Genomic DNA, 21,613 nt, shown 5'->3' with positions numbered 1-21,613 from the left:
GCCGGGCATGGCACGCGGCCCTGCCCTTCCCTAGCTGAGCAAGACCTTCCCCAGACTTGCCAGCAGGTCCTCCCATGCCATCGCCCCGACAGCTCCATCTCGGCGCCTTCATGCGCCCGGTCAGCATCCATACCGGCGCCTGGCGCTATCCCGGCGCCTATCCGGACGCCAATTTCARCTTCGCTCATCTCAAGCGGTTCGCGCGGAAGCTGGAAGCCGGGAAATTCGACGCCTTCTTCATGGCCGACCACCTGGCCGTACTGAACATGCCGGTCGAGGCCCTGAAGCGCAGCCATACCGTCACGTCGTTCGAGCCGTTCACGCTTCTGTCGGCCCTGGCCGGCGCGACCGAGCGCATCGGCCTCGTCGCCACCGCCTCGACCACCTTCGATGCGCCCTATCATGTCGCCCGGCGCTTCGCCTCGCTCGACCATATCAGCGGCGGGCGCGCCGGCTGGAACATCGTCACCACCTCGAACCCCGACGCCGCCCTCAATTTCGGCCTGACCGAGCACAAGGAGCATGGCGAGCGTTACGACCGGGCACGCGAATTCTACGATGTCGTCACCGGCCTGTGGGATTCCTTCGCCGACGACGCCTTCACCCGCGACCGCGAAAGCGGGCTCTATTTCGACCCCGACAAGATGCATGTGCTCGACCACAAGGGCGAGCATCTCTCGGTGCGCGGTCCGCTCAACATCGCCCGGCCCGTGCAGGGCTGGCCGGTCATCGTTCAGGCGGGAGCATCGGAGGCCGGTCGCCAGCTCGCAGCCGAGACGGCGGAGGCCGTCTTCGCCGCCCACCGCACGCTTGCCGAGGGCCAGGCCTTCTATGCCGACCTCAAGGGGCGGATGGYGAGGTTCGGCCGCGACCCCGATCACCTCAAGATCCTTCCCGGCGTGCTCGTCGTCGTCGGGGACAGCGTCGAGGAAGCACGCGAGAAGCGCGCCCTGCTCGATTCCTTCGTCCATTACGACAGCGCCATCGCCTCGCTGTCGATCGCGCTGGGCCATGATGCCTCGGGCTTCGACCCGGACGGGCCGCTGCCCGACATCCCCGACACCAATGCCAGCAAGAGCGGGCGCGAGCGCACCATTGCGCTGGCACGTGACGAGAACCTGACCGTGCGCCAGCTCGCCCAGCGCCTCGGCGGCTATGGCGGGCTCGCCTTCGTCGGTACGCCCGCGACCATCGCAGACGCCATGGAGCAGTGGCTCGTCGAACGCGGCAGCGACGGCTTCAACGTGATGTTCCCGTACCTGCCGGAAGGGCTCGACGATTTCGTCGACAAGGTCGTGCCGGAATTGCAGCGGCGCGGGCTGTTCCGGACGGACTATGCCGGTACCACGCTGCGCGACCATCTCGGCCTGCCGCGCCCGGCCAATCGCTTCTTCGCCGAGTCGTAGGGTTCGAAGCTGACACCATCGGCGACGCGGCCGGGCCCCAGCGCCGTTCCCAGCACACTGCCAAGACCGTGAAGGGCGAATTATCCCTTCGGGCCGGCAGCGAAAGCGAATCCTTGCTCCCAGGCGCATGTATTTGAAAATACATTCGATTGACTGAGGGCGTGTAGAAAACAATGATTACTCACATCGTCATGGCTGAAATCAGGACGATCGCGGGATTTGTTGGAGCAGCTTGCACCGCGTCACCAATGCTAAAAGCACCACGCACATTGCCGTGGGCTCCTTTGCTTGAGGAAGACCCATGATTATCCCGTTCAACATCGTCATTCACGCCCTGCTACGCCTGTCGGCATTCCTGCACTGGACACGCACCGGCGAGACCCGCCGCCGCAGCAACAAGTAGCCGGTCGTCGCGCAGCGCGACCGAACACCGATTTTCCGACGCCCAAGGAGCTTCAGGTTGCGGCCATCGCTGGCTCGCGCCGACGCCCTCATTGATCCGAAGGCATGACCATGAGCCCGTCCGATTTCCACACACCTCACCGTGGATGGCTGCCGCACCATCGCGGCTCTGCCCCGGCTCGCGGACGTCATCTGCGTGCGGCCGTGACAGCCATCGCCCTTCTGACTGCCGGCTATTCCGCCTCCGCCGCCGACAACCAGGCGGCCGGGAAGCCCGTAGCCGGAGGAACGCTGACCTTCGGCCTCGCGAGCGACACCGCCATCATCGACCCGTCGGTCACCGGCAATTCGATCACGGCGCTGATCACCCGCAACCTCGTCGATTCCCTCGTCGGTCAGGCGGAGGACAACAGGTTCACGCCATGGCTCGCCGAACGCTGGGAGGTGAATGCCGACAACACGGTCTACACCTTCCACCTGCGCCGCGGCGTGACCTTCAGCGATGGCACGCCGCTCGATGCGGCCGCGGTCAAGTTCAACTTCGACCGGATTCTCGATCCCAAGACGACATCGAGCTATGCCAAGTCCCTGCTCGGTCCGGTCGCGGAGATCGCGGCGCCAGACGCCGCGACGGTGGTGATCTCCTACAAGCAATCCTTCGCGCCGCTGCTGCAAGGCCTGAGCCTGCCCTATCTCGGCATTCAGTCTCCGACCTATCTGCGCGAGGCCAAGAGTACCACGAACACCGTCGTCGGCTCCGGCCCCTTCGTGCTCGAAAGCTTCACCAAGGGCAGCGGCAGCCGGCTGACCAAGCGCGCCGATTACAACTGGGGACCGGGCTATGCCGCGCATCAAGGCCCGGCCCATCTCGACGCCATCGTGTTCCGCTATCTGCCGGAATCCTCGGTTCGCCTCGGCGCGCTGAGCAGCGGGCAGGTGCAGGCGATCGACGAGGTGCCGCCGGCCAATTTTCGCTCCGTCCAGGCCGATAATCGCCTCCAGGTGGTGACGCGCGAAAACCCCGGCGTGAACCGCTCGCTGTTCCTGAACACGAGCAAGGGCGCCTTCGCAGACGTCCGCGTCCGTCAGGCCTTCCAGAGCGCCGTCGACGCGCCCGGCGCCGTCAAGGCCGCCTTCTTCGGCAGCCTCAAGGCGGCCGACAACATCCTCGGCCCCTCCACGCTGTATTACGATCCGACAATCGCGAAGACTTGGGGCTTCGATCCGCAGAAAGCTGCGAAGCTGCTCGACGAGGCCGGCTGGACCACGAAGGACGGCGACGGCATCCGCTCGAAGGGCGGCGAACGCCTGAGTGTCCGCTTCGTCTACGATGCCGCGGCATGGGGCGCCTCGGACCTGACCGTGGCCCAGGCGGTCCAGTTCTCGGTCAAGAAGGCGGGTTTCGATCTGCAGCTCGACCCCGTCGATGCCGGGGGCTACACCGCCCGGACGGCCGCGAACGACTACGACCTCGTCTCGCTCTACTATGTCCGCGCTGAGCCGGACATCCTGCGGACCGTCTTCCATTCGGCCTATATCCCGCCGAACGGCGCCAATAATGCGCGGGTGAAGCGCCTCGACGAGATCCTGACCAAGGCGATCGGCGCCTCTGGCGACGAGCGGCAGCGCCTCTACAGCCAGGCGCAGGCCGAGATCATCGGCSAGGCCTATGCCGTGCCGCTCTATGTCGTCGCCTATCAGCTCGGCGCCTCGAAGAAGCTGCAAGGCATCAGCTGGGCGACGAATGCGAAGCCGAATCTCTACGATGCCTGGCTGGCTCGCTAGCGTCTTACCCGCGGGGCTGCGGCGCCTCGGGGTGATCGTGGCCGTGCTTTGGGGCGCGGCCACGATCACCTTCGTTGCGGTCAAGGCGATCCCCGGCGATCCCGTCGCGGTGCTCACCGGGGGCGAGAACATCGTCGACGCCGCCGAGCGCGAGGCGCTCGTCCGGCAGTTCGGTCTCGACCAGCCTTTGCCCGTGCAATATCTGCGCTATATCGGCCAGGCCCTGCTCGGCGATTTCGGCGACAGCTATCAATACCGGCAACCGGTCATCGAGGTCATCGGCGAGGCGGCCGGGCCTACGCTCCAGCTCGCCGGCACGGCGATGGCGCTGGCTCTCAGCCTCGCCTTCGTCAACGCGCTCGCCACGGCCGGGCGGCGCAAGGGCTTGCGGACCGTCCTCGCCGGGCTGGAGCTCGCCGTGCTGAGCACGCCGGTCTACTGGGTCGGGCTCCTGCTCCTGACGGTCTTCAGCTTCTATCTCGGCTGGTTCCCGATCATCGGTGGCGAGGGCCTCCCCGCGCTCGTGCTGCCCGCCATTGCTTTGAGCCTCCCGCTCGCGGCCTTGCTGGGGCAGGTCCTCCGTGACGGGCTCGAAGAGGCGCTGCTTCAGCCCTTCGCCCTGACCGTACGGACGCGCGGCGTCAGCGAGACGCAGCTGCGCCTGCGCCACGCCCTGCGCCATGCCGCGCTCGCGGTCTCGACATTGACCGGCACGCTCTTCGCCGGCGTCCTGGCCGGATCGATCCTCACGGAAACCGTGTTCGGAAGAGCCGGCATCGGCCAGATCACCCTGCAGGCGATCAAGACCCGCGACATGCCGCTGCTGCTGGGTCTCGTGATGCTGTCGGCCCTCGTCTCGGTGCTGATCAACCTGGCCGTCGATGCGCTCTACCTGCTGATCGATCCGCGGCTGCGGAGGACGGCGCGATGAGCCAGGCCCTCGACGTCATCGCGCGTGTCCGCAACGGCAACCGGGCCGGGAATCCATGGCGCGCGCCTGGGCTCATCATCCCGCTCGCCTTCGTCCTGCTCCTCCTGGCCGCGGCCGCGATGCCGCAATGGTTCACGGCGCTGGCGCCCGACGCGGTCGATACCGATGTGATCTTGCTGCCACCCGGCCCAGGCCATTGGTTCGGAGCCGACCAGCTCGGCCGCGACGTCTTCACGCGCGTCATCTACGGAACCTCGCAATCCCTGGGCATCGGCATCGGCGCGACGCTGATCGGCTGCGCCGGTGGCGTGCTGCTCGGCACGGCCGCGGGGCTGGCTCCGCCCGTCCTGCAGCGCCTGCTCGTGCGACTGATCGACATCCTGCTCGCCTTCCCCGAAATCCTGCTCGCCCTGTTGATCATCGCCGTGCTCGGCCGGGGGCCGACGAACACGCTGCTTGCCGTCGGGCTTTCCAGCATCGCGGGCTATGCCCGGCTGGTACGCTCGCAGGTGCTCCGCGTCTGGCAATCCGGCTATGTCGAGCATGCCGTGTCGCTCGGCGAGTCCACGCCAGCAATCATCGCCCGCCATGTCGTGCCCAATGCCGTCCGGCCGCTCGTCGTCCTGGCCACGATCGGCGTCGGCAACGCCGTGCTGTCGGCCTCGGCCCTGAGCTTCATCGGGCTTGGCGTCGTGCCTCCCGCCGCCGAATGGGGAGCCCTTCTGGCCGATGGGCGCAACTTCCTGGATACCGCGCCCTGGATCAGCTTCCTGCCGGCGACCGTCGTTGCGATCTCGGTCATCGCCATCACCATCCTCGGGCGGCGCCTGCAGCTCCTGCTCTCACAGGGAGGCGAGCCATGAACGTCCAGCTCGTGGGGCGGCATGACGTGGTCTCGGCTGCGCCGGCCGCCCGCCCCGCCATCCTCGAGGTCGAGGATCTGCACATCGCCTTCCCGAGCCGGCTCGGACCACGGGAGGTCGTGCGCGGCATTTCCTTCACCATCGGCGCCGGCGAAATCCTCGCCATCGTCGGCGAATCCGGCTCTGGAAAGTCGGTGACCGCCCGCGCGCTCGTCGGGCTGGCGGGGTCTGGCGCCGAGCTGCGCGCGCGGTCGTTGCGCCTGTCGGGCCACGATGGCGAGGCCCGCTCGCTGACCGAGCTCTCGGAGCGGCAATGGTCGAAGATCCGGGGGCGAGAGATCGGCTTCGTGCTGCAGGACGCTCTCGTCTCGCTCGATCCCTTGCGCAGGATCGGCCGTGAAGTCGGCGAGCCGCTCCTGACCCACGGACTGGTTCCGCGCGCGGAGATCGGCAAGGAGGTCGAAACTCTGCTCGCCCGCGTCGGCATCCCCGATCCGGCGGTCCGGGCCGCACAATACCCCCACGAACTGTCGGGCGGGCTGCGGCAACGGGCGCTCATCGCCTCGGCGCTGGCCGCACGCCCTCGCCTGCTCATCGCCGACGAGCCGACCACGGCGCTCGATGTCACCGTCCAGCAGCAGATCCTCAGCGTCTTCCAGGCGCTGGCGAAGGCCGGGCACGGCATCCTGCTGATCACGCATGACCTGGCCGTCGCAGCCCAGCTCGCCGACCGGATCGCCGTCATGCAGAACGGCGAGCTGGTCGAAACAGGCCCGGCGCGGGAGGTCCTGCGGAAACCGCGCCATGCCTATACGCAGCGCCTGCTGTCGGCCGTGCCGAGCGCGGCGACGCGGGGCCGCTGGCTGTCCACATCCGGCACGCGGCCGGTCAAGGCGCAGCCCGAGCGTAGCCAGCCGATCCTCGCACTGCGCGACATCGCGGTGCGCTTTACCAGACCGGATCGCAGCGTGACCCATGCCGCGAACGGCGTCTCGCTCCACGTCTATCCCGGCGAGACGCTCGGCATCGTCGGGGAATCGGGCTCCGGCAAGACCACGATCGGCAAGGTCGCGCTCGCGCTGCGCCCCCCCGACGCAGGCGAGGTCCTCTTCCGTGGCCACGCTTGGAGCCAGCTCCCGGAACGCCAGCGCCGGCCACTGCGCCGGCATGTCCAGACGATCGTTCAGGACCCGCTGAATTCCTTCGATCCGCGCTATGCCGTGGAGCGGATCATCGAGCAGCCGCTGCTCCTGCACACCGATCTCGGCAAAGCCGCACGGTCAGCGCGCGTGCGGGAGTTGATCCAGCTCGTCAATCTGCCTTCGGATGTCCTCGACCGGCGGCCGACCGCGCTGTCAGGAGGTCAGCGGCAGCGCGTCTCGATCGCCCAGGCGCTCGCCAGCGAGCCCGATCTCCTGATCTGCGACGAGCCCGTCTCCGCACTCGATGTCACCACACAGGCGCAGGTGCTCGATCTGCTGATCGCGCTCCAGAACCGGCTTGGGCTGGCGATGCTTTTCATCTCCCACGACCTCGGCGTGATCCGCCACATGAGCGATCGCATCGCCGTCATGAAGGATGGCGTGATCGTCGAAACAGGCGCGGCCGAGGAGGTGTTCGACGCTCCGAAACACGACTATACGCGCCGCCTGCTCGAAGCCGTGCCGAAGCTTTAGCGACCTGGCCTGCCGCTCCCGCGGAGCCGCGTGCCGCTACCACCGCAGACAGATGCAATTCCAATCTCAAAGATTTATGATCTGRCCTGAACTATAAAACCAGAATATCTATCCCCATACTTCGCATTATTCGAAATATCGTTTGATTGACCTCAATATACCGACACCACAGACTCACGCACTCGATGTAACCCCTATCCCGAAGGTGTCGCGATGGCGAATTCTCCAGTCCGATGGACGCGCAGGCAAGCAACGGCTGCGCTTGGCGGGCTTGCGATCTCGATGGCGACCCTGGGGAACGCGCATGCGGCCGAAGGCCAATTGCGCATCGCCAAGCAGTTCGGAGTCGTCTATCTGCTGCTCGACGTCGCCGCCGAGCAGAAGCTGATCGAGAAGCACGGCAGGGCGGCCGGCGTCGATATCAAGGTCGAATTCGTGCAGCTTTCCGGCGGTGCGGCGGTGAACGATGCCCTGCTGTCGGGCAGCATCGAGATCGCCGGGGCCGGCGTCGGCCCGTTGTTCACGCTCTGGGATCGCACCAAGGGCAAGCAGAACGTCAAAGGCGTCGCGTCGCTCGGCAACTTTCCCTATTATCTCGTCACGAACAATCCGAACGTGAAGACGATCGCGGATTTCACGGAGAAGGACCGCATCGCTCTGCCGGCAGTCGGCGTGTCCGTGCAGTCGCGCATCCTGCAATGGGCCTCGGCCAAGCTCTGGGGCGACACCGAATTCGCGAAGCTGGACAAGATCAGCGTCGCGCTGCCGCATCCGGAAGCCGCCGCCGCGATCATCAAGGGCGGCACCGAGATCACCGGGCATTTCGGCAACCCGCCCTTCCAGGAGCAGGAACTGGCCGAGAACCCGAAGGCCCGCATCGTGCTCAATTCCTACGACGTGCAGGGCGGGCCAGCTTCATCGACGGTGCTCTACGCCACCGAGAAGTTCTACGCGGAGGCGCCGAAGACCTACCGCGCCTTCCTCGACGCGCTGGACGAGGCTGCGAAATTCGTCACCGCCCATCCCGAGCAGGCGGCCGACATCTATCTCAAGGCCAATGGCGGCAAGGGCGACCGAAAGCTGGTGCTCGACATCRTCAAGAGCCCGCAGGTGACCTTCAAGGTCGAGCCGCAGAATACGCTCGGACTCGGCCAGTTCCTGCAGCGCGTCGGCGCGATCAAGAACCAGCCGAAGGCGCTCTCCGATTATTTCTTCGCCGATCCACGGATCGCGGCGGGCAGCTGACGTTCGATGATTGTCGCTGCGCAGAATGAGCGGCAGCGCGCTGTGTCGCAGCGTTCGGCCGTCTGCGCCGTGTCGCGGGCCTCATCCACGCTCGCCGCGCCGCTGCCGCCTCCCCTGCTCCGCGTCGCGGATGTCAGCCTCGAATACCGCAGCGACGACAGGATCGTTCGTGCGACCCATCAGGTCGGCTTCGATATCTACGAGGCCGATCGCTTCGTGCTGCTCGGGCCCTCCGGCTGCGGCAAGTCCACCTTGCTCAAGGCGATCGCCGGCTTCATCGCACCGGTCGAGGGCGATATTTCTCTCGCCGGCGCGCCGATCCGCGGCCCGGGCCCGGACCGCATCGTCGTCTTCCAGGAGTTCGATCAACTCCCTCCCTGGAAGACGGTGTTGCAGAACGTCGCCTTTCCGCTGATCGCCTCGCGCAGCCTGTCGCGCCGGGAAGCGACGGAGCGGGCGCGTTACTATGTCGAGAAGGTCGGCCTCGCGAAGTTCGCGAGCAGCTATCCGCACGAATTGTCGGGAGGCATGAAGCAGCGGGTCGCCATCGCGCGTGCCCTCGCAATGCAGCCGCGGATCCTGCTGATGGACGAACCCTTCGCCGCACTCGACGCCCTGACGCGGCGCAAGATGCAGGAGGAACTGCTCGGGCTCTGGGAGGAGGCGCGCTTCACCCTGCTCTTCGTCACGCATTCGATCGAGGAAGCGCTGATCCTCGGCAATCGCATCGCCGTGCTCTCGCCCCATCCCGGCCGGCTGCGGGCCGAGTTCAACAGCCATGAATTCGATCTCGGCAGCATCGGCAGCGCGTCTTTCCAGCAAGCGGTCCGGCGGCTCCATGCCCGGCTCTTCGAAGGCGAGCCTGAACCGGACGCCGGCGCCCGCGACACCTCTCAGTCATGAAGCTCGCCGCCCCACCGATCCGGCCGGAATTCGACCGGCCGCTGCCGCCCTTCGTCGCCATCGCGGTCGAGCGTCCACGCCCGCTGATCGAGCGGCTCGTACGGCAAGGCTGGCTACGAAGGCTCCTGATCCTGCTCGTGCTGGCGGGGCTCTGGGAGGCGGCAGCGCGCTGGCAGGATAACGATCTGCTGCTGCCGAGCTTCACCGCCACGCTGCGAGCCCTTTTGGAGGGGCTGGCCAGTGGCGAACTCGTCGAGCGGGCGAGGCTGTCGCTGATCGTGCTCGCCCAGGGCTATGCGGCTGGCGTCGTGCTCGCCTTCGTGCTGACGACGCTCGCGGTCTCGACCCAGCTCGGCCGCGACCTGCTCTCGACCCTGACGGCGATGTTCAACCCGCTGCCGGCGATCGCCCTGCTGCCGCTCGCGCTTCTCTGGTTCGGGCTGGGTGCGGGCAGCCTGGTGTTCGTGCTGATCCATTCGGTGCTGTGGCCGCTCGCGCTCAACACCTTCGCCGGCTTTCAGGGCGTATCGGAGGCGCTGCGCATGGCCGGGCGCAACTACGGCCTGACCGGGTTGCGCTACGTCTTCGGCATTCTCGTCCCCGCCGCGCTGCCGGCGATCCTGTCGGGCCTCAAGATCGGTTGGGCCTTCGCCTGGCGCACCCTGATCGCCGCGGAGCTCGTCTTCGGTGCCTCCTCCGGCCGCGGCGGTCTGGGCTGGTACATCTTCCAGAACCGCAACGAGCTCTACACYGACAAGGTCTTCGCCGGCCTGCTGCTGGTCATCCTGATCGGGCTCGTCGTCGAGAACCTGATCTTCGCCGCAATCGAGCGCGTCACCATCAGGCGCTGGGGCATGGCGCGCTGATGGTTTTCTCGTTCCGGATGGCCTGTGTCCTTTTCGACGGAGCCGCCACCGTTCCGCACGCGCTCAAGCCATCCGAGGAGCCTGCATCATGCGCCGGCTCAGTCGCGCGTCTGTGGCTCACCCAGGGTCAGCATCAGCCGGTTCGCCCAGTTGAAGAAGGAGGCGGCGTGGATCAGGTCGGCGATGGCGAGATCGTCGAGGCCGAGGCTGCGTAGCTTGCGGACATGCTCGGGACCGAAAGCGACCGGCGTCGCGGTCAGCGCGACCGAGGCCTCGACAATGGCGTTCCAGAGCGGATCGAGATCGGCCTGGACACCGTCATCCAGCAGGCGCTGAACGTCCTCGCGGCGCTTCGAGAAGGTGCTCGCGAAGCGGGCGTGGACCGAAGCGCAATAGATGCAGCCATTGCTGCGCGAGACGGCAGCGGCGGCAAGCTCGCGCTCGGCCCGCGGCAGGCCAGCCTTGGTGTTGTAGAAGATGTCCTTGTCGGCCAGCGTCCGCGCCTTGAGGATGTCCGGATCATGCGCCAGCAGCCGGAAATACGGGCTCTTGGCGCGGGCAATGTCGACCAGGCCCTGCTTCTGGCGCTCGGTCAGCGCCTCTTCCGGGACCGGATCGACCCAGGCGGTCCAGTCCAGTTCAGCCTGCGTGAAGCGGGTGGGCGCGCCCGTCGCGGGGTGATCGAGAACGGCGGTGCTCATCGGGATGCTCCTCGGTTCAGGCGGCCGCGCCCAGAACGCGCAGGCCGTGGGCCGCGCGGATCTGGAAGGCGAGATAAGCGATGATCTGCGAAAGGGTGACGATCGCGGCCGTGCTCCAGCCGACCTGCTGCAGCGCGGCCAAATGCTGAGCCTGGGCATCGCGCGGATGGAAAACGAGCCGGTGCGTATGGAGGAGCGCGGCCGCGAGACGTTCGCCCAGCGCGTCCCGCTCGGCGGGTTCGAGCGCAAGCTCCGGCCCCGCAAGATCTTCGATCGAGAGAGGTCCGGCCGGATAGGCGCCATAGGGGCCGGTGGTGCGCGCCCGCTCGGCGATCGCCTGCGTCGCATTCGCCAGAGCTTCCCCAGCCGGCTGCGCCCGCAGCAGCCCGAGGTAATGGTCGGATGACGGCCCATCCTCGTGCAGAAGCGCGACGAAGGCGGCCACCGCCAGTCGCTCGTCGAGGGTGACGCTCGCCTTGTCGCCGGCCTCGAACAAGGCGGCATAGCTCGCCTGCACATTGTCGCGCGTCTGCGATCGCTCGCGGCGAAGCGCGTCGAGATGCGAGCCGCCGGAGACCTTGGCGAGCGTATCGAGGATGTCCGCAGCAGCGGTAGCGTGATCGGTCATGGTCAAAGCCTCATGCGGTCGCAGTGAGCGGGCGCAGCCGGACGGGCTGCTGCGAGGGGGCTTCTTTCCAGCCCAGCGCGGGAGCGACCGCTTCGGCCGTGAGCTCGATGGAGCGCAGCACGAGCGGATGCGGCGGATCGACGGAATGGACCTGGAAGACCACGTCGGTGGCGCGGGGCAGCACCGTATCGGCCTGCAGCGACGCGATCACGTCATCCGGCGCTCCGACATGGGTGTCGAGCGAGCGAATGAGGCCGGCGAGACTGCGATCGGCGAGCCGGTGGCCACTGGCGACGAAGCGCTCCAACACGGCGTTCAGGCCACGCTCGGCGTGTCTCAGGGCCTCAACGCGGCTGTCGGCGACGAAAAGCGAGCGCGAGGCCATGATCCGCGGGGCGATGCCTGACGGGAGATTGGCGAGATAGGCGTCGACGATCGGATTCTGGATCTCGGGCAGCGTTGCGTCGGGCCGCTCCGGGCTGCGCGGTTGCGTGCGCGAGAGCATCAGCCCCGCGCCGGCCTTGCCGATCCGCTCGGCGCCGGCAACCGAGAAGGTGGCGTGCCAGGTGCGCTCCTGCAGGTTGTCGGCAGCCGGATAGAGCCGGTTCTGCGGATGGCCGAGTTCTGCCCCGCTCCAGGCGCGGTGCAGCATGTCGAGCTTGCGCGCGAAGACGTCGGCGCGCTCGCCCTTTTCGATGCCGAAGGCGAGGAAGGTCTCGGGCGTCGTGCCAGTACCGAGCCCGACCTCGAGGCGCCCGCCCGACAGAAGGTCGACCGTGACGGTGTCCTCCGCGATGCGCACGGGGTCCTCCATCGGCAGGATGATGATGCCGGTGCCGAGGCGGATGCGGCTGGTGCGGGCCGCGACGAAGGCCAGGAAGGGCAGCGGCGACGGCAGGCCGCCCTCGTCCCGATGGAAGTGATGCTGAGCGACCCAGGCGCTGTCGAAGCCATGGCGCTCGGCATGGACGATCTGCTCGGCCGCAAGGCGATAGCGCTCGCCGGCAGGCGCGTCGTCCAGCAGACGGGTGAAGAAGCCGATGCGTTTGCCGGCCATGGCGAGACCTTTCAAGAGATACCGGCCGAAGCCTTGCTGTAGGAAATGGCTGGATCGGTGCCGGCGAAGGAGAGGCCGAACAGACCTTCGCCCCGCCGCGCGAGATGGCTCGCCACGATGCCGCTGCCGGCACGCTCCGGCGCCAGCAGGATCAGCCGGGTCCCGCCGAGCTCGAGGCTCGTGGCCACCGCCTCCAAGCCCGGTTGCGGACCGATGGGCTGGGCCGGCTGGCCGATCAGGGCCGACCAGCGCCGCGAAGACCGATCGAGATCGTTCACGGCCAGGCTGATCGTGGCAAGGCCGGTCGCGCCATTGGTGTGACGCGGCGCTGCCGGCACTCTCAGCGCGCGCGGCGTGACGTCCGAGCAGAAGAACGGCAGGTCGGTCCCGGCCGGCCGCGCCGTGCGCCAGACCAGCGTTTCGCCGTCGGGGCGCTTGCGGCCGCCATCCTGCGGCGCCCCGTAGCCGAGCTCAACCTCGGCGGCCCGATCCAGCACGGCGTCGAGATCCTCCGGCAGCAGGGCGAGATCGATCGGCCCCTCCCCGTCCTTCTGCAGCACGCGCCACCAGAAGAAATCCTCCTGCGGGAGCGGGAAGGCGATGATCTCGATATAGGCGCCGTCGGCGAAGGAGATCAGCGCGTTGACGCTGCCGCGCGGATGGGTGCCGCCCGGCTCGACGGTGAAGCCGCGCTCCCGCCACGCGGCGATGGACCGGTCGAGATCGTCGGTGACGATCACCGCATGGTCGGCCCTCAGGGTCTGCCGGGTCGTGTCGTTCAAGCTCATGCCGCCTCCGCGCCGCCGAGATAGGCATCCCTGATCCGGGTATCGGTCAGAAGATCGGCGGCCTTGCCTTCGAGAACGATGCGGCCGGTCTGCAGCACATAGCCGCGATGGGCGATCTGCAGCGCCAGGCTGGCATTCTGCTCGACCATGAAGACGGCAACGCCTTGCCTGTTGATGTCGCGGATCAGCTCCAGCACGCGTTCGACCCAGAGCGGCGAGAGCCCCATGGTCGGCTCGTCCATGATGATCACGCGCGGCCTGCTCATCAGCGCCCGCGCCATCGCCACCATCTGCTGCTCGCCGCCCGACAGGGTTCCGGCCTGCTGGTCGAGCCGCTGGGCGACGCGCGGGAACAGCCCGAGCACGCGGTCGAGATCGGCGGCGATGCCGGCCTTGTCGTCGCGCACGAAGGCACCCATGAGCAGGTTCTCGCGCACGCTCATCGCCCCAAAGAGGCGGCGCGCCTCCGGCACGGTGCCGACGCCGAGGCGCACGATCTCCGGCGTCTTGAGCTTCAGCGTCGAGACGCCGTCGACGAGCACSTCGCCGGCAGCAGGCTTCACCAGCCCGAGGATGATCTTCATCGTCGTCGACTTGCCGCTGGCATTGCCGCCGAGCAGGCAGACCGCCTCGCCCTTCGCGACATGCAGCGAGAGGCCGAAATGCGCTTGCACCGGACCGTAATAGGTGTCGATGGCCCTGAGTTCGAGAATCGGGGTTTCGTCGCTCATCGCAGCACCTCAGGCCTGGACAGTGGCGCGTTCGACCGCCGACGCCGGCGAACCGGCCGGTGAGGCCGCCCCGACGCCGCCATGGCCGAGATAGGCCTCGATCACCGCCGGATCGTTCCGCACCGCCTGCGGCAGGCCTTCGGCGATGGTCTTGCCGTCGTCCAGCACCACGACGCGGTCGGACAGCCGCATCACCATGTCGAGCTTGTGCTCGATCAGCAGGATCGTCTGGCCGCGCGCCTTCAGCCCGGCCAAAATCTCCAGCATCTCGGCCGTCTCGGTCTGGTTCATCCCCGCCGTCGGCTCGTCGAGCAGCAGGAGCTTCGGGCGCGCCGCCAAGGCCCGCGCGATCTCGACGCGGCGGCGGTTGGCGTAGGATAGGCTGTAGGCCGGCTGGTCGATGCGCGGCAAAAGCCTGTCACCGAAGATCGCCAGGATCTCGTGGACCTCCTCGCGCAGCGCCTCTTCCTCGCGCTTGACCGAGGCGGGCCGGACCAGCGCCAGCGCCAGTTCGGCCAGCGGGCCGATGACCGGCCAGTCCGGACGCACGGCCTTCAGCCGCCGGTGGGCTCCGACGAGAACGTTGTCGGCGACGCTGAGATTGGCGAAGACCCGGCCGTGCTGGAAGGTGCGCAGCAGCCCGGCCCGTGCGATGGCTTCGGGCGGCCGGCCGGCAATGTCCGCACCGTCGAACCGGACCGTTCCCTCGTCCGGCTTGTCGAGGCCGCTGATCAGGTTGAACGCGGTCGTCTTGCCCGCGCCGTTCGGCCCGATGACGCTGACGAACTCGCCTTCCGCCACTTTAAGGTCGAGTCCGGCGACGGCGGTGAGGCCACCGAAGCGGCGCGTCAGCCCGCTTACCTCCAGAAGAGGTTTTGCGGCGGGCAGGCTCGAAACAGGAAAATGAGCGGTCACCGGCATTTCCTCAGACGGTTCCGAGCAGGCCCTGCGGCCGGAAGCGCACCAGCAGCAGCAGCGCGATGCCGTAGAACAGGATGCGGTACTCGGCCGCGACACGGAAGATCTCGGGCAGGCCGATCAGGGCGAGCGAGCCGAGGATCGCGCCACCGACATTGCCCATGCCGCCGAGGATCGCGATGGTCAGTGCCAGCACGGAGATCTGCGTGTTGAAGGTCTCGTGGTTGATGTAGGAATACATATGCGCGGTGAAGGCGCCGCTGATCCCGGCGAAGAAGCCGCCGAAGGCGAAAGCGAGGCCCTTGTAGCGTTCGAGCCCGATGCCGAAGGAGCGCGCCGCGACATCGTCGTCGCGCACGGCCCTGAGCGTTCGGCCGAGATGCGAGCGGAGCAGGCGCAGCTGCAGCAGCGCGAGCCCCGCCATCAGGGCGAAGGCGAACCAGTAGATCGCGTTGGTGTCGTAGAGGTCGCGGCCGAAGAGCGAGAGCGGCGGGATGCCGGCAACGCCGATGGGCCCGCGCGTGACGCTCTCCCAGTTCAGGATGACCAGCGCCACGATCTCGCCGATGCCGAGCGTGGCAATCGAGACGTAGTGCCCGCGCAGGCGGAAGGCCGGCGAGACGAGGAGCGTGCCGATGCCGGCGGCTGCGAAACCGCCGATCAGCAGCGTCAGCCAGACCGGCCAGCCGAGATTGGAGGCGAGCAGCGCCGAGGTGTAGCCGCCGATCGCGAGCAAGGCGGCATGGCCGAGCGAGACCTGCCCGCTTGTGCCGGCCACCAGCGTGATGCTCAGGCCCAGCAGCGCATAGAGCCAGGCATTGGTCAGCGTCTGGATGAGATAGCCGTTGTCGACGATCAGCGGCAGAGCGATCGCCAGCGCGGCCAGCGCCGCGATCAGCAGCGGCGGCAGCCTGACCGGCTTGCTCGGCGCGACGAAGGTGCCGGTCATCGGCTCGGGCGGGAGCTGGCGCCGGCTGGCGAAGAGGCCGTTCGGCCGGATGACGAGGATCGCGATCAACAGGACGAAGGCGAAGAGATTGCGATAGCTGGTGCCGAGCAGCGCCACGCCATAGCTCTCCACCAGCCCGAGCAGCAGCGAGCCGACGATCGCGCCCGGCACATTGCCGACGCCGCCCACGACCTCGGCGACGATGCCCTTCAGCGTCGCCTCGAAGCCCATCGTCGGGGTGATGACGTTGTAATACATGCCGACCAGCACGCCGCCGACGCCGCCCAGAGCCGAGGCGATGGCAAAGACGATGCTGTTGACCCGGTCGACATCGACGCCCATCGCCCGAGCGGCGTCCCGGTCCAGCGCCGTCGCCCGCACGGCCCAGCCCCATTTCGACAGCTTCAGGAAACCGAACAGGGCCGCTGCGGCGCTGATGCCGATGCCGGCGATCAACAGGTCGAGCACGCCGATCGAGCCGCCGCCGATCGCGATGCGCCAGTTCGGCACCTGCATCGGGACCGCACGCGGATCGGGGCTGAACAGGATCTGCACCGTCTGGTCGAGCACGAAGCTGAGCCCGATCGTCGCCAGCAGCGGTGCGATCCGCGGCGCACCCGCCAGCGGGCGGATCCCGAAGCGCTCGATCACCACGCCGAGCGCGGCGGTGACGATCACCACGATCGCCAGCGTCAACGGAAAGGGCGTCTGCAGCACCGAGACAGCGACCCAGCCGACATAGGCGCCGACGACATAGACCGAGCCATGGGCGAAGTTGATCAGCCGGCTGACGCCGAAGATCAGGGCAAGACCCACGGCCAGCAGCCCGTAGATATTGCCGATGATCAGGCCGTTGATGGTGTGGTCGAACCAGGAGGTCATGGCGATGCTTCAGCGCGGCGGCGAACAGTGAACGGCATCGGCCACGCAGCGCCGCCGCGGCGACGCTGTGCCCCGAAGCCGTGCGGTCTCTCAGTTGGTGACTTTCTGGCCGTCCCACAGCGTGAAGCGGCCATTCTTCACCACGAGCTCGGCGCTCTTGGCGCCGGCGACGCGCCGAGTCGCCGGGTCGAAGCTGGCCTTGCCGTAGATCACGCTCGGCACGTCCTTCACCTTGGCCAACGTGTCGCGGATGGTCTTGCGCTCCAGATCCGGCGCCTCGCGCAGCACCTGTCCGAACAGGATGACGGTGTCATAGGCGTAGGAATTGAACGCGTCCGGCTCCTTGTCGTATTTCGCCTTGAAGGCTTGGACGAAGGTCTGCACTTCGGGCCGCGGATCCTCCGGGAAGAAGCGCGACGAGGTGAACACGCCCTCGGCCGCATCGCCGCCGAGCTCGACGAATTTCGGCGAGTAGATCGAACTCGCCGCCGCCACCGGAACCGTGAGCCCGGTCTGCCTCGCCTGCCGGACGAGCAGCGCGGCATCCGCATAATAGGACACCAGGAAGAGGCTGTCGGGCTTTGCGTCGCGGACGCGCACCAGGGTCGAGCGGAAATCCTTCTCCTCCGGCAGATAGCCTTCCGTGGCGACGACCTCGGCGCCCAGCGCCTTGGCGGCCGTGACGAGATGGTCCTTGCTGGTGCGGCCCCAGTCCGTGTTGAGGTGCAGCACCGCGATGCGCTTGAAGCCGAGCCGCTTCACCGCGAAGGCGGCGTTGAGCGGCTGCTCCTCGGCCTGGCTGACCGAATTGCTCCAGATGAAATCGCCCGTCTTGGTGAAGTCGGGATGAGAATTGGTGAAGCCGAACTGCAGGAGGCCCGCCCGCTGATAGATCGGCGAGGCCGCCATCGAAGCCGGGCTGGAGAAATCGCCGAGCTCGGCGACGATGCGCTTGTCGGCAATGAACTTCTGCGCGACCGCGACCGTCTGCTTGGGGTCGCTCTGCGTGTCCTCGAAGAGGTAGCGCAGGGGCCGCCCCTTGATGCCACCGGAGCCGTTGATCTGGTCGAGCGCGAGGTCGAAACCCTGCTTCCACTGCGCGCCGTACTGAGCATTGGGACCGGTCAGCGGACCGCTCACGCCAAGATAGATCGGCTCGCCCGCGGCCTCCGCCGCCCCGGCGCTTCCAGCACCAACGGCCAATGCCAAAGCCGAGCCGCCAGCCAGAAAAAGACGACGATTGATCACAATGCGCTCCACAGCATTCAGAAAATCGAACTGCCCGAAAAGCTGCGCCCGATCGGAGCGGCGGTCAAGAAAACGTTCTTTTAAAGGAACAACCTCACGGAGAATAATGATCCAACGCCGGACGAAGCGACGCTATTTGTTAGCTAATTTCTCTCGAATGGCTTCCAAGATCAAATGCCGGCCAACAGAAAAGTTCGTTAAAACGAACCATCATCACCGTGATCGCCGCGACGAACCATTCCGACCGTATCGACCCCGCTGTGAAGCGCGCGGGGCGGCTCGACCGTGATCGCCCATCTCACCGTGCAGCGGCGTTCTCGCTGAGACGGCGCAAACGAAACCGCCTCCGGCCGGGTGGCCGGAGGCGGGCTCTTCGTTTGCTTATTCGGCAGCCTGCAAGGCCGGGGCCTCGATATCGTGCCGGGCGAGCGGGCGGTTGCCGGCCAGCTTCCGCATCAGCACGTAGAAGACCGGSGTCAGGAAGATGCCGAASGCGGTGACGCCGATCATGCCGGCGAAGACCGCGACGCCCATCGCCTGCCGCATCTCGGCACCGGCCCCGGTCGAGATCACCAGCGGCACCACGCCCATGACGAAGGCGAGCGAGGTCATCAGGATCGGACGCAGGCGCAGGCGGCTGGCCTCGATCGCGGCCTCGATCGGTGTCTTGCCTTCGAATTCGAGCTCTCGCGCGAATTCGACGATCAGGATGGCGTTCTTGGCGGATAGTCCGACGAGAACCACGAGGCCGATCTGGGTGAAGACGTTGTTGTCTCCGCCCGAGAGCCAGACGCCGGTCAGAGCCGCGAGCAGGCCCATCGGGATGATCAGCAGGATCGCGATCGGCAGAGTCATGCTCTCGTACTGGGCCGCCAGCACCAGGAAGACCAGCAGGATCGCCACCGGGAAGACGATCACCGCCGAATTGCCGGCCAGGATCTCCTGATAGGTCAGCTCGGTCCATTCGAAGGCGAAGCCCTTGGGCAGGGTTTCGTCGGCGATGCGCTGGACCGCGGCCTGCGCCTGCCCCGAGGAGAAGCCCGGCGCCGCGCCGGCATTGATGTCGGCCGAGAGGAAGCCGTTATAGCGCATCGCGCGCTCCGGCCCGGAATCGGCACGCACATTCAGCACGGCGCTGAGCGGGATCATGTCGCCGTTGTTCGAGCGCACCTTGAGCTGGCCAACATGCTCAGGCAGGGCGCGGAAGGGCGCATCGGCCTGGACGCGCACGGTGTAAGTGCGGCCGAAGCGGTTGAAGTCATTGACATAGGTCGAGCCGAGATAAGTCTGCAGCGTGTCGAAGACCTCCGTCACGGGCACGCCGAGCTGGCGGGCCTTGGTGCGGTCGATATCGGCATAGAGCTGCGGAACGTTGACCTGGAAGCTCGAGAACATGCCGGCGATCTCCGGCGCGGTCGCGGCCTTGGCCATGAAGGCCTTGGTCGCCTCGTCGAGCGCGGCATAGCCCAGGCCGGCGCGATCCTCGATCTGCAGCTTGAAGCCGCCGATCGTGCCGAGGCCCTGCACGGGCGGCGGCGGGAACATCGCAATGAAGGCTTCCTTGATCCCCGAGAATTCCTTGTTGAGCTGCATCGCTATGGCGTTGCCGCTCAAGGACGGGTCCTTGCGGTCATGGAAGGGCTTCAGGCCGACGAAGACGATGCCGGAGTTGGACGAGTTGGTGAAGCCGTTGATCGAGAGGCCGGGGAAGGAGATCGCGTTCTCGACGCCTGGGTGCTTCAGCGCGATCTCGTCCATGCGGCGGATGACATCCTCCGTCCGGTCGAGGGTCGCGGCATCAGGCAACTGGGCGAAGCCGACGAGATACTGCTTGTCCTGGCCCGGCACGAAGCCTGACGGCACCGCCTTGAACAGCACGCCGGTCGCTCCGAGCATGACGACATAGACCGCGAGCATCACCGCGCGATGCGAGATCACCCGGCGCACGCCGCCGCCGTAGGCCTCCGACGAGCGGTTGAAGAAGCGGTTGAAGGCGCGGAAGAACCAGCCGAACAGCTTGTCCATGACCCGCGTCAGCGCGTCCTTCGGGGCATGGTGGCCCTTGAGTAGGAGCGCGGCCAGRGCCGGCGACAGGGTCAGCGAGTTGATCGCSGAGATYACCGTCGAGATCGCGATGGTCAGCGCGAACTGGCGGTAGAATTGCCCGGTCAGGCCCGAGATGAAGGCGAGCGGCACGAAGACCGCGACCAGCACCAGCGCGATCGCGATAATCGGGCCGGAGACCTCGCGCATCGCCTTGTACGTCGCTTCCCGCGGCGAGAGCCCGTTCTCGATATTGCGCTCGACATTCTCGACCACGACGATCGCGTCGTCGACGACGATGCCGATGGCGAGCACCAGCCCGAACAGGCTGAGCGCATTGATCGAGAAGCCGAGGAGATACATCACCGCGAAGGTGCCGACGACCGAGATCGGCACCGCGACGAGCGGGATGATCGAGGCGCGCCAGGTCTGCAGGAAGACGATGACGACGAGCACGACGAGCGCGACCGCCTCCAGCAGCGTCGAGATCACCGCCTTGATCGAGGCGCGCACGAACTGGGTGGTGTCGTAGACGATCGAGTAGTCCACGCCCTCGGGCATGTTCTGCTTGATCTCGCGCATCGTCTCCTGGACGCGGTCGGCGATCGCGATGGCGTTCGAGCCCGGCGCCTGGAAGACCGGCACGGCGACGRCCGACTTGCCGTTGAGCAGCGAGCGCAGCGCATAGTCGGCGGCGCCGAGCTCGATGCGGGAGATGTCCTTCAGCCGGACGACCGCGCCGTCGGCGGCGGTCTTGACGATGATCTCGCCGAACTGCTCCTCGGTCTGGAGACGGCCTTGGGCGTTCACCGAAAGCTGGAGGTCGAGGCCCGGCGCATTGGGCGAGGCGCCGATGACGCCGGCCGCGGCCTGGACGTTCTGGGCACGGATCTCGCGCACGATGTCGCCGGGCGAGAGCCCGTGCTCGGCGACCTTCTGCGGATCGAGCCAGACGCGSAKCGAATAGTCGCCCGAGCCGAAGAGCTGGACCTGGCCGACGCCGTCGATGCGAGCGAGCCGGTCCTTGACGTTCAGCACCGCGTAATTGCGCAGATAGGTCATGTCGTAGCGGCCGTTCGGCGAGGTGATGTGCACCACCATCGTCAGGTCCGGCGAGCTCTTGACCGTGGTGACGCCGAGCCGGCGAACCTCCTCGGGCAGGCGCGGCTCGGCCTGGCTGACCCGGTTCTGGACGAGCTGCTGGGCCTTGTCCGGGTCGGTGCCGAGGCGGAAGGTGACGTTCAGCGTCATGACGCCGTCCGTCGTCGCCTGGCTCGACATGTAGAGCATGCCCTCGACGCCGTTGATCTGCTCCTCGATCGGCGTCGCCACCGTCTCGGCGATCACGCGCGGGCTGGCGCCGGGATACTGCGCCCGCACGACGACCGTCGGCGGGACGACCTCGGGATATTCCGAGATCGGCAGGGCCCTGATCGAGAGCAACCCTGCCAGGAAGATCAGAACGGAGAGGACCGCCGCGAAGATCGGCCGGTCGATGAAGAATTTCGAGAGGTTCATGGATAGCGCCCCCTTTCGAGCGGCTTATGCTTGCGGCTGCGGGCCCGTCTCGCGGCACCCGCAGCCGATCGTT

Annotated in this window: 17 protein-coding genes; 8 read left to right on the top strand and 9 right to left on the bottom strand. The window is 67.1% G+C overall.

Annotated elements, in window-relative coordinates:
- Window positions 1–74: 74 nt before the first annotated feature.
- The 8 genes from AB4Y99_RS01305 to AB4Y99_RS01270 all read left to right on the top strand — a co-directional run bounded on the left by AB4Y99_RS01305 (window position 75) and on the right by AB4Y99_RS01270 (window position 10,077).
- Complete coding sequence (locus AB4Y99_RS01305; protein WP_441522105.1) at window positions 75–1,406, top strand: LLM class flavin-dependent oxidoreductase; 1,332 nt, start codon at window positions 75–77, stop codon at window positions 1,404–1,406.
- A 606-nt stretch (window positions 1,407–2,012) separates the two neighbouring features.
- Window positions 2,013–3,593, top strand: a complete 1,581-nt coding sequence (locus tag AB4Y99_RS01300; protein WP_441522104.1) for an ABC transporter substrate-binding protein — start codon at window positions 2,013–2,015, stop codon at window positions 3,591–3,593.
- Window positions 3,574–4,524, top strand: a complete 951-nt coding sequence (locus AB4Y99_RS01295) for an ABC transporter permease (protein ID WP_441522103.1) — start codon at window positions 3,574–3,576, stop codon at window positions 4,522–4,524. Before AB4Y99_RS01300 ends, AB4Y99_RS01295 begins: the two co-directional genes overlap by 20 nt.
- A complete protein-coding gene (locus tag AB4Y99_RS01290) occupies window positions 4,521–5,387 on the top strand; it encodes an ABC transporter permease (RefSeq protein ID WP_113253305.1) in 867 nt (288 codons plus the stop codon). The genes AB4Y99_RS01295 and AB4Y99_RS01290 overlap by 4 nt, the downstream gene beginning before the upstream one ends.
- Window positions 5,384–7,063, top strand: coding sequence for a dipeptide ABC transporter ATP-binding protein (locus AB4Y99_RS01285; protein ID WP_441522102.1), 1,680 nt, complete (start codon window positions 5,384–5,386; stop codon window positions 7,061–7,063). Before AB4Y99_RS01290 ends, AB4Y99_RS01285 begins: the two co-directional genes overlap by 4 nt.
- Before the next feature lie 282 nt (window positions 7,064–7,345).
- Window positions 7,346–8,308: an ABC transporter substrate-binding protein gene (locus AB4Y99_RS01280; protein ID WP_441522101.1), complete on the top strand. Its 963-nt coding sequence runs from the start codon at window positions 7,346–7,348 to the stop codon at window positions 8,306–8,308.
- 42 nt (window positions 8,309–8,350) lie between these two features.
- The gene (locus tag AB4Y99_RS01275) at window positions 8,351–9,211 is read left to right on the top strand and encodes an ABC transporter ATP-binding protein (protein WP_441522100.1); all 861 of its coding nucleotides are present in this window, start codon (window positions 8,351–8,353) and stop codon (window positions 9,209–9,211) included.
- A complete protein-coding gene (locus tag AB4Y99_RS01270) occupies window positions 9,208–10,077 on the top strand; it encodes an ABC transporter permease (RefSeq protein ID WP_441522099.1) in 870 nt (289 codons plus the stop codon). Before AB4Y99_RS01275 ends, AB4Y99_RS01270 begins: the two co-directional genes overlap by 4 nt.
- A gap of 98 nt (window positions 10,078–10,175) precedes the next feature.
- On the opposite strand, the gene AB4Y99_RS01265 is transcribed toward AB4Y99_RS01270, so the two are convergent.
- The 9 genes from AB4Y99_RS01265 to AB4Y99_RS01225 form a co-directional block, all read right to left on the bottom strand.
- A complete protein-coding gene (locus AB4Y99_RS01265; RefSeq protein ID WP_112764168.1) occupies window positions 10,176–10,778 on the bottom strand; it encodes an alkylhydroperoxidase domain protein in 603 nt (200 codons plus the stop codon).
- Window positions 10,779–10,794: 16 nt separating this feature from the next.
- The gene (locus AB4Y99_RS01260) at window positions 10,795–11,406 is read right to left on the bottom strand and encodes a CMD domain protein (protein ID WP_441522098.1); all 612 of its coding nucleotides are present in this window, start codon (window positions 11,404–11,406) and stop codon (window positions 10,795–10,797) included.
- Between the two features lie 10 nt (window positions 11,407–11,416).
- Window positions 11,417–12,463, bottom strand: a complete 1,047-nt coding sequence (locus tag AB4Y99_RS01255) for a putative FMN-dependent luciferase-like monooxygenase (RefSeq protein WP_441522097.1) — start codon at window positions 12,461–12,463, stop codon at window positions 11,417–11,419.
- Window positions 12,464–12,474: 11 nt separating this feature from the next.
- Entirely contained in the window at window positions 12,475–13,251 is a 777-nt protein-coding gene (locus AB4Y99_RS01250) for a VOC family protein (protein WP_441522096.1), read from the bottom strand.
- Entirely contained in the window at window positions 13,248–13,982 is a 735-nt protein-coding gene (locus AB4Y99_RS01245; RefSeq protein WP_441522095.1) for an ABC transporter ATP-binding protein, read from the bottom strand. The genes AB4Y99_RS01250 and AB4Y99_RS01245 overlap by 4 nt, the downstream gene beginning before the upstream one ends.
- 9 nt (window positions 13,983–13,991) lie before the next feature.
- Window positions 13,992–14,897 carry an ABC transporter ATP-binding protein gene (locus AB4Y99_RS01240; RefSeq protein WP_441522094.1) on the bottom strand — a complete coding sequence of 302 codons (906 nt, stop codon included), beginning with the start codon at window positions 14,895–14,897 and terminating at the stop codon, window positions 13,992–13,994.
- A 10-nt stretch (window positions 14,898–14,907) separates the two neighbouring features.
- Entirely contained in the window at window positions 14,908–16,731 is a 1,824-nt protein-coding gene (locus AB4Y99_RS01235) for an ABC transporter permease (RefSeq protein ID WP_038362045.1), read from the bottom strand.
- Window positions 16,732–16,821: 90 nt separating this feature from the next.
- A complete protein-coding gene (locus tag AB4Y99_RS01230; RefSeq protein ID WP_133561566.1) occupies window positions 16,822–17,979 on the bottom strand; it encodes an ABC transporter substrate-binding protein in 1,158 nt (385 codons plus the stop codon).
- A 381-nt stretch (window positions 17,980–18,360) separates the two neighbouring features.
- A complete protein-coding gene (locus tag AB4Y99_RS01225) occupies window positions 18,361–21,540 on the bottom strand; it encodes an efflux RND transporter permease subunit (RefSeq protein WP_441522093.1) in 3,180 nt (1,059 codons plus the stop codon).
- Between the last annotated feature and the right edge of the window lie 73 nt (window positions 21,541–21,613).

The organism is Allobosea sp. TAB14 (assembly GCF_052113865.1).
GTDB lineage: Bacteria > Pseudomonadota > Alphaproteobacteria > Rhizobiales > Beijerinckiaceae > Allobosea > Allobosea spartocytisi.
Note: the sequence above shows the minus strand (reverse complement) of the source record. Positions and strands in the feature narration are given on the sequence as shown.